The following is a 12,768-nucleotide window of genomic DNA, read 5'->3' as shown; positions in this document are numbered from 1 at the left end:
ACTCTCAGTACTACCTGTGCAATTGAGGTTGCTGTGATGTGTTTCCGGTATGGCGCTTTATTGCTTGTGCTGAGCTGCTGCCTGGCGGGGTGCAGCAGTTTAGCGACCTTCCATAAGGAATTGCCCGACCCAAGCCCGTTGTTTATTGATAACGCCTTTAATTTTCAACATCAGCCTGTCGAGACCGAAGCGGACATATTTGCGTTGCCTGACGATGTTGTCCGGGATATGGAGCTGACGGTCAGGCCGCTGCCGGGTACGAAAGAAAAAACCGATGCGCTGCTCAATTACATTTTCTTTTTAAAAGGTAAGCGGCTGAATTACGACAATGCCGCCACCCTGACCGCGAAAGAAACCCTGCAGATGCAGCAGGCCAATTGCCTGTCCCTGACGGTGTTGTCCTATAGCCTGGCCAAAGCAGCAGATTTAACTGTTACTTTCCAGGATGTACAAATCCCTGAATACTGGACACAGATCCGTGGCGCCAGTCTGCTCAATGGCCATGTAAACTTAAAAGTAAAAGAGCCGCAATCGCCCAGTACCTATGGTTCGACCTGGTTTAGAAACCCTGGCTATGTAATTGATTTTGATTTAGAAACCAATAAATCGCACTTTCCGGTCCGCACCATCAGTCAGCAAGAAATTGTGTCCATGTTCTATGCCAACAAAAGTGCCAAGGCGATGTTGGAGCAAAATTTTAATCTGGCTTATGCGTACCTGCGCCAGGCACTGACACTTTATAGTCTGGCTTCTGATGCGCTGAATAACCTGGCCATTTTGTACCGGCAGACTGGTTACCTGGAAGAAGCCGAAGCTGTCTATTTGCATGGCATTCGGTTACACCCGCGTTCCATTAATATGAAGGCCAACCTGGCGGTGTTGTACCGGTTCAGAGGTATGGAAGACAAAGCAAGGCAATACGAGCGGCAGGTCGAGGAATTGCGGCAGGCAAATCCTTATTATCACGTGATGTTAGCGCATGAAGCCATGAGGGATAAAAAACTGGCAAAGGCAGAGCAGCATTTTCACCATGCGCTGTCCCTGGAGCCAGCTCTCACTGAAGCCATGGCCGGTCTGGCTGGCCTGTATTTTCAGCAGGGAAAGTATCAGCAGTCTGAAAAATACTTCAAACTGGCCGGGCGTTATGCGCAAAGTTTCAGAGAGAAAGAACGCTTTAACGCCAAGCTCAATGCGCTGACGGCATTGCAGGCCAAACCGTGAGGCGATGGATTTTTCTTTTTGTCTGGGCAATCTGGTTTGTGGTTCCTCCGGCCTTTGGCAACGCCACTGACCAGTTGATGGCCGATATTCAGTATCTGGCCTCAGACAGGCTCGAAGGGCGTAAAACAGGTTCTGCCGGAGCGGCGCTGGCCCGGGACTATATCCGTCAACAGTTTGTCAATGCCGGCCTGCGGCCCTGGCAACAGGACTATGCGCAGCCATTTAACTACAGGGCGGGGTTTTCTGAGCGTCAGGGCATCAACCTGATTGCTGTGTTACCAGCCTGCCAGCCAAATGCGCCTGTGGTGCTGCTGAGCGCACATTATGATCATCTGGGGATAGTGGCGGGCAAAGTTTATAACGGGGCCGATGACAATGCTTCTGGCGTGGCCATGCTGCTTGCACTTGCCCGCTGGCTGGCGGTGAAATGCCGTCCTTATCAGTACTGGTTTGTGGCCACAGATGCGGAAGAAAGCGGACTTTACGGCGCCAGGCATCTGGTCAAATCGCGGCATTGGCAACCAGCGGAGCTGGCGCTGGTGATTAATCTGGATATGGTAGGGAGGTATCAGCGGGTGCCAAGGCTGTATTGGTTTGGTTCCACTCAGCTTGCCGGATTGAAAGACTGGATAGTCCAGCAACAACTGGCCTTACCGCTGCGTTGGCGCCGTACGGAAGAATCCCGTTATGTCAGGGGAAAGGTGGACTGGGCTGCGGCCAGTGACCACGCGCCTTTTTATCGTGCCGGGTACCCCGTGTTGTATTTTGCCACCGCAATGCACAAGGATTACCACAGCCCGACGGATGACTGGCAGGCCATCAAGCCGGAATTTATTCACCAGGTCTTTCAGACCTTACAACCTATAATCCTGCATCTGGAGCAGCAGCCGCCAGCCTGGTTTCTGGCGGCCCGACGCACGGACGACTAAAGGATCAGGGCGCTTCAATCCATTCCGGGTCGTCACTCAGGCGAGGGAAGCGGCCTTCATTCCAGTCGGTTTTGGCCTGTAACAGCCGCTCCGGGGTGCGGGCGACAAAGTTCCAGTTCAGTAACACCGGGTCTGGCACGGCTTCGCCGCCGAGCAGCATGAGCTGGGCGCCTTCATCGCCGGCTGTTACCTGAAGATCATCGGCCTGCACCAGCATCTGGCCAGCCTGAAGTTCTGGCTGTTTTAACGAGCCAGAGGCCAGATAAACAGCCTGTTGCTGCTCGGTCAAAGGCAAAGTCAACTGTGCGCAAGGGGCCAGCTTCAGCTCCACATAAAGACAACGCAGCGGGTATTTCACCACAGATTTTTGCGAGAAGTATTCGCCAAGAATCACCCGCACCGAACAGCCTGGTACCTGCATGATCGGAAATAAGGCAGCCGGGTAATGTTTAAAATCCGGGGCTGATTCCGCTTCGGCTGGCGGCAGCACCAGCCAGACCTGCATACCTTCCACCACCTGTTGCTGCTCACGGACATCGGCCGGGATCCGCTCGGAGTGAGCAATACCGGAGCCAGCCCGCATCAGGTTGACCGCACCTGGTTCAATACGTTGCCGGCTGCCTAAAGTGTCGCGGTGCATCATGGCGCCCTGAAACAGCCAGGTCAGGGTGGCAAGGCCAATATGAGGGTGCTGTCGCACATCGCCTTCTGTGGTGCCTGGCGCAAAGGTTGCCGGGCCCATATGATCGACAAAGATAAAAGGGCCCACCCGCCGCTGTGCTTTGGATGGCAGCAAGCGTTTGATATCAAAGCCAATGTTTCTGATCTGTGGTTCAATTAACAGCGGTGTGGCGGCAGCCGCAGGGGCAGGCTCTGCTTTCAGGCTGGTGCTGATCTGGATCTCCGCCTGAGTCATCAGTTTATGTACCGGGCATTTGTCGGCGATCTCCAACAGCTGCTGTTTTTGCTCAGCACTTAACGGTCCTTCCAATTCGAGTTCAATCTGTAGTGTATAAAGGCCTTTGCGCTCTTCGCTGTCATCCCGGCTCAGCAGCACATTGACGGCCTCCAGCGGTAACGCTTTGCGTTTGGCGTAAAGCTGCAACGTCATGGCTTTACAGGTGGCGACCGAAGCATCGAATAAATCGTGTGGGTCTGGGCCCAGACCTGTGCCGCCGGCCACCTGTTCCAGATCGGCAATAATCTGGTGTTCACGGATCCGGATCCGTTGACGCAACAGGCCTTTTTGATCCTGAGTCAGTTCGAGTTTCATCTGTAGGCTCCCTGATGGCAATGAAGTCCAGCATACCTCAGTTTGGTCCGGCTGCGCAGATTTTCACCTGTGCAGATACAGAGCCGCTGCATGCTGCGGTAGCAATCCAGGTCTAACGACAGAAAAAACAAGACGAGTGAGTGCTCGCCAGACAGATTGCAGTTGTTAAGATAACAGCATTAAGTGACCAAAGCGCGAACGAAGGAATACACAGATGAAAGGGGTCTCCACTGCCATACTGGCATGCTGCCTGATGGGCGCACCGGTTTTTGCTCAGCAGCCGCAGCACGACCATGACGAGGTGCCACAACCTCAGGCTGGCCATGAAAGTCATGGCAGCCATCAACATGGTTTGGCCACGCTGACCTTTGTGCTGGAAGGGAATGAGGTTGAGCTGGCCTTTGACAGCCCGGCAGCCAGTCTGGTTGGTTTTGAACATAAACCAAAAGATGCGGCCCAACAGCAAAAGTTGCAGCAAGTGCTGGATGGATTCAGGCAGGGCCACTGGTTCAGTTTTGATGCGGCAGCGGGTTGTGTGGTGAATTCCTCTGAGATCAGCTCTGAACTTGAACGTGAGGCTGAACATGGCCATGCCGATCTGAATGCCAGTTACAGCCTGTTGTGTCAGGATCCGGAGCAGCTGAAGCAGCTGAGCATTCAACTGGCAGAGCTGGGGCCGGGCGTAGAAAAAGTGTCGGTCCAGTGGATTGTCAATGGGGTACAGGGCGCGGCCGAATGGACGCCCGCACTGGGGCCCGTCAGTTTGCAGTAAGCTGGCGTAAAAAAAACCGGCGTGAAGCCGGTTTTTGTGCCAAAGTCTGCGTGCAGACTATTCGTACACATACTCTTCAATTTTATCTGCTTTCATTGAATAGGCCGAGTTGGCCAGGTCGTGGCGCATGCTGTCCGTGGTCAGGGTACCGCTGATCCAAAACGGCGAATAAATCATGTCGGCCTTAATTGGCTGCTTGTTGGTGACATAAATAATCTGGTTTGGCGGCGGTGGCGGCACATGGATACAGGCCCCGAAGTAGGGCACCAGGAAAAATGCGGTAACATTCTGTTCTGCGTCGTACTCCACAGGCACAATAAAGCCGGGAACTTTGACTTTCTTCTTGTTCAGCTCTGCTTTGACATTGGCCGATTGCAACACCTCGTTCCAGGCTGCTGCCGCCGGGTCCTGATTGGAATAGCCCTGGTTCAGCGGGCTGCTGGCTGCCATTTCGCCACCTTCATGGCTGATTTCCGGCAAGGCTTCCATCTTTTTCAAATCTTCTTCCGGCAGCAGATCCGTCCATTCCAGTGCCTTGTAATCTTCTGCAACAGCAGCCGGGGCCGCAAATGCGATTAATGCCGAAAATAACGCTATGTATAACGCTCGTACCATTGGAGACAGGCCCTTTGCTTGTGTTATAAGGTCACAACTTTTGCCGGTTATCATAACACGAGCCTTTTGATGACAATGCACACCAACCCGAAATTTCCTGCGCTTGAACTCAAAAACCTGCGCTTTGCCTGGCCTGGCCAGGCACCGCTGCTTGATATCCCTCATTTAGTACTGCAGCCTGGCCAGCATCTTTTTGTGTATGGCCCGTCTGGCTCAGGTAAAACCACCTTGCTGAACCTGCTTTGTGGTATTTATCGCAACCAACAGGGGGAGATCTGGCTGAAGGGCACAGAAGCCAGTGCTTTGTCTGATCGTAAAAGGGACGCGCTGCGGGCCACGGCCATTGGGGTGGTGTTTCAACAGCTGAACCTGATCCCTTACCTGACAGTGCTGCAAAATGTGCTGCTGATCAGTACTTTTGCTGGCAAACCGGCCGATGCAGAGCAACGTGCTAAAGAGTTGCTTGGCCGGCTTGGTTTACCTGAACACAGCTGGCAGCAAAAGGCCACAGAGCTGAGTGTCGGGCAGCAGCAACGGGTGGCTATAGCCAGAGCCTTGCTGAATCAGCCAGCGCTGCTGATTGCCGATGAGCCCACCTCGGCGCTGGATCACAAACACCGGGATGCCTTTATGCAACTGATGCTCAGTGAAGCTGAGCAGGCTGGCACCACGGTGATTTTTGTCAGCCATGATCCAACACTCAAAGCGCATTTCCGGTTGCAGCTGGATATGGAGCAGTTAGAACGGGGAGTGCAGCCATGTTAATGCAGTTGGCGAAAGCCAGTTTACTGAACCGCAAGGGCACTGTGCTGATGACGGTGTTGTCACTGGTGATCAGTATTGGTTTGTTGCTGGGGATCGACCATATCCGCCAGGAGGCCAGGCAGAGTTTTACCAGCACAGTATCGGGGACGGATCTGATTGTCGGTGCCCGCTCCAGTCAGTTGAATTTAATGCTGTACACAGTGTTTCGTATTGGTAACGCCACGAACAATATAGGGTGGTCTTCGTACCAGCAGCTGAAACAGCATCCGCAGGTGGAGTGGACAATTCCCTTATCGCTGGGGGATTCACACCGGGGTTACCGGGTCATTGGCACCAATAATGATTACTTTAAATTCTACCGCTTTGGTGAAAAGCAGCCTTTGGCACTGGCCGAAGGCAAAGAGTTTTCTGCTGTGTACGACGCGGTGCTGGGGTCTGTGGTGGCGGCCAAATTGGGTTACCGTGTCGGCGACAGCATAGTGTTGTCCCATGGGGTAGGCAGTGTCAGCTTCTCGCAACACAAAGACAAACCTTTTACTGTGGTCGGAATTCTGGCGCCAACCGGCACCCCGGTGGATCAGAGTGTGCATATTTCGCTCGAAGGCATTGAGGCCATTCACCTCGGCTGGGAAAGTGGTGCTCCGCGGCCCGGAAAAGTGGTCAGTGCCGAACAAAGCCTGCAGATGGATTTAGAGCCGAAAGTGATTACGGCTTTTCTGGTCGGGCTGAAAAGCAAAATTGCCACTTTTGTGTTGCAACGGCAAATCAACGATTTCAAAGCCGAACCCCTCACGGCCATTTTGCCTGGCGTGGCATTGGCGGAGCTCTGGCAAATGCTGGGCATGGTGGAGAGTATGTTGCTGGTGATTTCGGCTCTGGTATTGCTGGCCAGTCTGGTGGGTATTGTCACTACCTTGCTGGCCGGATTAAAAGAGCGGCAACGGGAAATGGCGATTCTGCGGGCGGTGGGCGCTCCACCGCTGAGTATTTTCCTGTTGATTGAACTGGAATTGCTGTTGCTGGTGGTGTTGTCGGTGGTGTTGGCGCTGGCTGGCCTGACGGCGGCCTTGTGGCTGTTCCGCGAATTATTGTCCAGCGAATACGGGCTGTTTATCAGTGTCTGGCCCTGGCATTCGCATACCGCCGCCCTGTTAGCCGCAGTGGTCGGGCTCAGTGTAGTATTGGGGGCTGTTCCTGCTTATCTGGCTTACCGGCGCACTCTGGCCTCAGGTTTAACGGTAAGGTTATAGGGTTTTTATGTCAGCCACATGCCAAGTGGCTGACTTTATTGTTTATTTGGAAGAAAGTGCTGGGTTTTATGGCCGCCTTTGTTATAGTGAATTCAGTTTAAAAAAGCACTCTTACGGACATGAGTACAGAGCAATCCAAACTTGAACACCAACTGGCCTTGTTGCACCAACAGTATCTGGCACGGTTGCAGGACGAAATTCCAGAGCTGGCACGCCAGGTGTCCGCTTTGGCTGCATTGCCGCAAAAGCTGAACTGGCGGGATGAAATCAAAGGGCTGAAGTTTAAACTGCACACGCTGGCAGGGTCTGCCGGCACTTTTGGTTTTCCGGCACTTGGCCGCATTTCGAAGAATCTGGAACTTGAACTGCGTAACTGGATGGAATCCCCAGCAGCACCTGCCGTGGAACAAATCAGAGATTTTATTACGCTGTTCCAGCAGGTTCATCAGGCCTATCAGGCCAGTCATCATGTGCTCAGTGTTACCTCGTCACAGCTGCAAAAACAAAGCGGGCGTCACGCCAGCATTTATGTGCTGGAGGCGCAAGCGGACATTTCAGGTTTTATTGAACTCACCCTGACCTCATTTGGTTATCAGGTGAAAACGGCGACTAGTGTGGCGGAACTGAAGCAGCTGGTGGATGCGCAAATTCCTGATGCGCTGGTGCTGGACATCTCGCCTGCGGCGGATGCTGAGGACGGGCTGGGCTTTGTTGCCAGGCTGCAAAGTACACAAAAGGAGCCGATCCCTGTGCTGATCCTGAGCGAACAGGACGGCTTTGGACTGCATCTGGCTGCCGTCCGGGTTGGTGCACAGGGCTATTTTGTGAAACCCGTAAATACCACCATGCTGGAGGCCCGGCTGCAGCGTTTACTGGCCATCCGCAGCCGCGAGGCGTTTCGGGTCTTGATTGTTGATGACGATCAGCTGCTGGCTGAACACTATGCTTTGGTGCTGCAGGGCGCGGGCTTAAGAGCGGAAATTCTGGCCGACCCAACCAAAATTTATGACAGCCTGAACCGCTTTCACCCGGATGTGGTGCTGCTGGACGTCAATATGCCTTATTGCACTGGCCCAGAACTGGCCCAGCTGATCCGGCTGAGTGATCAGTGGCTCAGTGTGCCTATTATTTATCTGTCTTCCGAAACCGACAGCGAGCGCCAGCTGGCGGCCCTGGTTAAAGGTGGTGATGATTTTCTGACCAAACCTATGACGGATACAGCGCTGATTGTGGCTGTATTCGCCAGGGCGCAGCGGGCCCGGCAACTGGCTGATATGATGACCAAAGACAGTCTGACCGGGTTATTACAACATGCGCGGGTGAAAGAGCAACTGACGTACGAATTGCAGCGTGCTGACCGCACTGGTGTTGCGGTCAGTACAGTGATGATCGACATCGATCTGTTTAAAAAGGTGAACGACAGTTATGGTCACCCTGTTGGTGATCAGGTCATCAGCAGCCTGGCCAACCTGTTGAAACAACAGCTACGGAAAATAGATATTGTCGGTCGCTACGGTGGTGAGGAGTATCTGCTGATTTTATCGGACTGCACCAAAGAGCAGGCCTTTACTGTGGTTGAACAGCTGCGTAAAGCCTTTGCTGCCATTCCGTTCAGTTATGCTGACGGGCATTTTAACTGCACTTTCAGTGCCGGTATCAGCCAATGGCACAGCGGACTGGATACAGAACAGTTTATTGAACAGGCCGATCAGGCCCTGTATCAGGCCAAACATGCCGGGCGCAACAGAACCATGGTGTTTGACGCAAAAAAGACTTAACGGCGACCCGCCAGCAAGGCTTTTATTTGTGCCAGTACTGTGTCCATATCGACCCGGCTTTTGGCTAATACCAGGCTGACCTGTTGACGTGCTTCATGGCTCAGCTCCTGTGCTGACCAAATCACCACCGGAACGCCAGGGTGTGCTCTGGCCAGTTCCGGTAGCAGTGCCAGGCCAGAACCGTCTGGTAAACCTATATCGAGAATAATCAAGTCAAACTGCTGTTGGAGCAGCAGATCGTTGGCCGCCTTCAGACTGACAGCCTGCTGGCAGAGGGCAACTTCTGCCAGCTGCAGTTGCAGGATCTGGCTTAAATGCGGGTCATCTTCAATATGCAGGATCCGGGGTTTGGGTGAAGGCTGGCTAAACAGCTGATGCTGCAATTTATCCAGCAGCACCTTAGTGGCGCCGGGGGTTTCCAGCCAGTCCAGCGTGGCCAGACCGCCGGAGAGTTCCACCTGCTCACCATGATATTCCGAGTTGATGATAATGACAGGAGTGCTGAGCTCCAGCTCACGCAGTTCATCAAACAAGGCTGACCCATGACCGTCCGGCAGATTTAAATCCAGGGTTATGGCCTGATACTTGTGCTGACGCAAGGCTTTGATGGCGTGGGTCAGGGTGCGCGCCCAATCCAATAAATAATTCTGGCCTTTGAGCAACTGCATCATATGGTCGGCGACCCGGCTATCGGGTTCAACCACCAGCAAACGGCTTTGTGGTTGCGTGGTGGCCTGGGGAAAGCGTAAATAAAAACAACAGCCACCTTCATCCCTGTTGCGGAAACTGACCTGACCATTCATGTGTTCGGTCAGTTCTTTCACAATGGCAAGTCCCAGACCTGACCCTTCGTTTCGCCGGCTGTCTGCACTGTCTGCCTGGGAAAATTTCTGGAAAATACGTTGTGCAAAGTTGGCATCTATCCCAGGCCCCTGGTCCAGCACTTCGATCAGGTACTGGCCATGCTGACAGCGGGATTGCACCACCACAGCAGAACCTGGCGGGGAAAATTTGGCTGCATTGGACAGCAGATTCAGCATAATTTGCTGAAAGCGTAACGGGTCGACCAGAATAAAACCGGCTTCCAGCGTGGCGGCAGAGAAATGGACCTGGTATTTGCTGGCATAAGAATCAATGCATAGCAACGCTTCTTTTAACAGCGATGGGGCATCACACAGCAGCACATCAAAGTGCATTTTGCCGGCCACCAGCTTATCAATATCCAGCAAATCGTTAATCAGCTTGCTCAGGCGCAGGCTGTTTTCTCGGGCGATGTCCAGCATGGCGATCATGCCCGATGGCACCTCTCCTAAAGCTCCGCCGCTAATCAGGCCCAGTGAACCGGAAATGGAGGTTAAGGGAGTACGCAATTCATGGCTGACGGTGGAGACAAATTGATTTTTCATCTGTTCTACCCGCCGCTGCTCAGTCATATCCTGCAGCAGGGTCCAGATGTGCTGCTGACCTGAGGAGGTATCCATCAGCACACTGGACAAGGTTACGGGCACTTTCTGGTTTGTGGTGGTGAGCAGTTCAGTTTCAACCGGACCGAAACGTCTGTCCTGCAACAGGTCCTGCCGCCAGTGCTGGTAATGTGATTGCATCAGGCCCGGGTAATCCGGCTTGGCTGCGGTGTCGGATCCGGCGGCATAAAGCCGGAAAAACTCGGGGTTGGCTTCAATAAAACTGCCATCCACCAGGTTATGTAACACAATTGCCACGGGGGCGAGCTGGTACAGCGAGGACAGCTTTTGTTGACTGTCACTCAGGGCCTGGATGGCTTCGTGTGAGCTGGTGACGTCCCAGATAAAGCCATCGATAAACAGCAACTCCCCCTGAGTGTTGAAAATGCCCTGGCCCAGTTCCTGCACCCAGCGCCAGCTGCCATCTTTGTGTTTTAGCCTGTATTCAATACTAAACCGCTGTTTTTGCGACAAAGCCTGTTGCACCGCTTCATTGACCCGCGGCAGATCCTCCGGGTGGTACAAAGACGCGAAATTCAGCTCTTTATTAAAAATAAACTGCCGGGCTTCAAAGCCGGTCAGCTGGCTGACTTCGTCACTGATAAACAACATGGTCCAGAATTCGTCATTTTTGCAGCGGTACATGGCACCTGGCAGGTTATCCAGCATGGAGCGGTAACGTTGTTCACTTCTGAGTAAGGCCTGATTAAGCTGCTCCAGTTGCGTGATGTCGATGGCCACGCCTAAATAACCCTGCGGACTGCCGTCCGGATTGTAGATAGGGCTGATGCTGAGCCGGACCTGTTTTTCTTCGCCATTTTTGCACAGGTACGTCCATTGCAGGGTTTCGCTGCCCTGCTGCCGGGCGGTAAACACAAAGCTGTCAAAATCAGACACCTCCACACCATAGTGCTGGCGAATTTGTTGCTGGCGGTAGCGGATTTCGTCTTTTTTATGAAAACGGGCCGTGGTTTTGCCAAGTACCTCGGCGGAGCTGTAGCCCAACATACGTTCTGCCCCGGTATTAAACAGCCAGATCTCGCCGGTCAGGCTGGTGGCGATAAGGGCCGCTTCGGTGGACGAATCGATTACGGCTTGCAGTAACCCTTTGGTTTGCGCCAGCTCCTGCTCGGCCAGATGACTGTCCGTAATATCGGTATTAATGCCATACATCAGCAAGGGCTGCCCCTGCTCAGACCAGACTTTGACCTGGCCTCTGGCGTGGATCCAGACCCAATGTCCGGCCTTGTGGCGCATCCGGTAGATGCTGTCGTAATAGGGCTGTTCGCGTCGAAAATGTGCCTGCACCTGGTGCTCTGCCGTTGTGACATCATCGGGGTGCACTAAAGCCAGCCAGGTTTGATAGGTAACAGGTGCCAGTTCGCCCAACTGATACCCCAGCATCTGCGCCCAGCGCTCGTTTACCTGACTGACTCCGGCATGAATATTCCATGCCCAGGTTCCTACGCCGGTGCTGTCGATAATGGATTCGAACCTGTTCCGATCGGATTTGATCATCTCAGCCTGCTGTTGCTCTAACGTGACATCTGCACCCACAACAAAGAAACCTGTGATGGCTTGATGCTGATCGCGCTGGGGCACGTAGCTGACCTGCAGAATACGTTGGTCCGGCATTTGAAGATGGAATTTCTGTGTGGCTCCGGCCAGAACTGCATCCATCCGGTGTTTGATTTCGTTGAATTTTTCCTTACCAAATAAATCAGCCGGTGTTTTCCCTATCAGCGAGTGTGGGTCGAGCTGGTACCAGTCCCGGTATTTGTCATTGCAAAACAGATAGCGGTAATTGCGGTCGAGCTGACTAATCAGAATGGGCACGTTGTTGGTAATGGTTTCCAGAGTCTGGCGCTGCAGTTCTTCCTTGTGCGCCAGCAGGCGGGCACTGAGTAAATGCATCACCTGATTGGCCAACCGTTGCAAGGCGGATAACTGGTTCTGGCTCAGCGGTTTGACTTCGGTATCGAACACACACAAGGTGCCCACAGCATACTGTTGATCCAGCAGCAGCGGTACACCGGCATAAAGCCGTAAGCCCTGGTCGGCCAAAACGGCAGGGTTATCGGCAAAACGCGGGTCGTGACGGGCGTCACTGACATAGGTTGTTTCAGTCGGGCGCAGCAGTGCATGGCTGCAAAAGCTCAGTTCGCGCTCAACTTCGCTGCGCTCCACGCCAAGTTTGGCTTTATACCATTGGCGATGTTCGTCAATAAAACCAATCAGCGCATAAGCCGTACCACAGACATAGGCCGCCAGCTGCACCAGATCGTCAAACGATTGTTCGGGGTCGGTATCCAGAATATGCAGTGCTTTGAGGCTTAACAGCCGTTGTTCTTCATTTGGGGGGAGACTTGCCCGCATAACATCGCTCACAACCAAAAGATGGATTCAGTGTAACGCCTATTTTCCAGTTCGGGCAGGCACAGACTCGGCTGAAATCAAAAAAAGTTTTTGTTTTTGCAGCAGAAAAACAACGTCATTTTTCAGGCAACAACAGCGATAGCCCAAAGCAAGGCAACCGAAAAAACGATGAGTGCTGAAGCAGAAAACAAAAACCCCTGTCAGATGACAGGGGTTTTGAGGTGGTGGAGCTGGGGGGATTTGAACCCCCGTCCGAAAAACCTAGCCCATTGGTACTACATGCTTAGCCAGTTATTTAGTTAACCCTATGAGCGCCAGCTGGCAGG

The 12,768-nt window shown here is 53.2% G+C and carries 9 protein-coding genes and 1 other RNA gene; 6 read left to right on the top strand and 4 right to left on the bottom strand.

Annotation, left to right across the window (positions count from 1 at the left end; all coding sequences use genetic code 11):
- Positions 1-36 precede the first annotated feature (36 nt).
- Complete coding sequence (locus WKJ04_RS12670; protein WP_337880740.1) at positions 37-1,221, top strand: tetratricopeptide repeat protein; 1,185 nt, start codon at positions 37-39, stop codon at positions 1,219-1,221.
- Complete coding sequence (locus tag WKJ04_RS12665; RefSeq protein ID WP_337880739.1) at positions 1,218-2,150, top strand: M28 family peptidase; 933 nt, start codon at positions 1,218-1,220, stop codon at positions 2,148-2,150. Before WKJ04_RS12670 ends, WKJ04_RS12665 begins: the two co-directional genes overlap by 4 nt.
- 4 nt (positions 2,151-2,154) lie before the next feature.
- On the opposite strand, the gene WKJ04_RS12660 is transcribed toward WKJ04_RS12665, so the two are convergent.
- Positions 2,155-3,423: a pirin family protein gene (locus WKJ04_RS12660; protein ID WP_337880738.1), complete on the bottom strand. Its 1,269-nt coding sequence runs from the start codon at positions 3,421-3,423 to the stop codon at positions 2,155-2,157.
- A gap of 214 nt (positions 3,424-3,637) precedes the next feature.
- Here WKJ04_RS12660 and WKJ04_RS12655 point away from each other — a divergent pair, with 214 nt between their 5' ends.
- Entirely contained in the window at positions 3,638-4,195 is a 558-nt protein-coding gene (locus WKJ04_RS12655; protein WP_337880737.1) for a DUF2796 domain-containing protein, read from the top strand.
- A 57-nt stretch (positions 4,196-4,252) separates the two neighbouring features.
- Here WKJ04_RS12655 and WKJ04_RS12650 read toward each other — a convergent pair whose 3' ends face one another.
- Positions 4,253-4,810 (bottom strand): DUF3299 domain-containing protein, encoded by a 558-nt coding sequence (locus WKJ04_RS12650; protein WP_337880736.1) that lies wholly within the window; start codon positions 4,808-4,810, stop codon positions 4,253-4,255.
- A 69-nt stretch (positions 4,811-4,879) separates the two neighbouring features.
- Between WKJ04_RS12650 and WKJ04_RS12645 the strand changes: the two genes are divergently transcribed.
- From WKJ04_RS12645 to WKJ04_RS12635, 3 genes are all read left to right on the top strand, one after another.
- Positions 4,880-5,575 carry an ABC transporter ATP-binding protein gene (locus WKJ04_RS12645; protein WP_337880735.1) on the top strand — a complete coding sequence of 232 codons (696 nt, stop codon included), beginning with the start codon at positions 4,880-4,882 and terminating at the stop codon, positions 5,573-5,575.
- Positions 5,569-6,825 carry an FtsX-like permease family protein gene (locus WKJ04_RS12640; RefSeq protein ID WP_337880734.1) on the top strand — a complete coding sequence of 419 codons (1,257 nt, stop codon included), beginning with the start codon at positions 5,569-5,571 and terminating at the stop codon, positions 6,823-6,825. Before WKJ04_RS12645 ends, WKJ04_RS12640 begins: the two co-directional genes overlap by 7 nt.
- 119 nt (positions 6,826-6,944) lie before the next feature.
- Positions 6,945-8,603, top strand: a complete 1,659-nt coding sequence (locus WKJ04_RS12635) for a diguanylate cyclase (protein WP_337880733.1) — start codon at positions 6,945-6,947, stop codon at positions 8,601-8,603.
- On the opposite strand, the gene WKJ04_RS12630 is transcribed toward WKJ04_RS12635, so the two are convergent.
- Both WKJ04_RS12630 and ssrA read right to left on the bottom strand, forming a co-directional pair.
- Positions 8,600-12,442 (bottom strand): PAS domain S-box protein, encoded by a 3,843-nt coding sequence (locus WKJ04_RS12630; RefSeq protein WP_337880732.1) that lies wholly within the window; start codon positions 12,440-12,442, stop codon positions 8,600-8,602. The two genes, WKJ04_RS12635 and WKJ04_RS12630, sit on opposite strands and share 4 nt — an antisense overlap.
- Before the next feature lie 222 nt (positions 12,443-12,664).
- Positions 12,665-12,768: a transfer-messenger RNA gene (gene ssrA, locus WKJ04_RS12625) on the bottom strand; the annotation flags it as partial.

Origin of the sequence: Rheinheimera sp. (assembly GCF_037442345.1) — a bacterium.
Lineage (GTDB): Bacteria > Pseudomonadota > Gammaproteobacteria > Enterobacterales > Alteromonadaceae > Pararheinheimera.
This window is presented reverse-complemented; position numbering and strand designations above follow the sequence as displayed.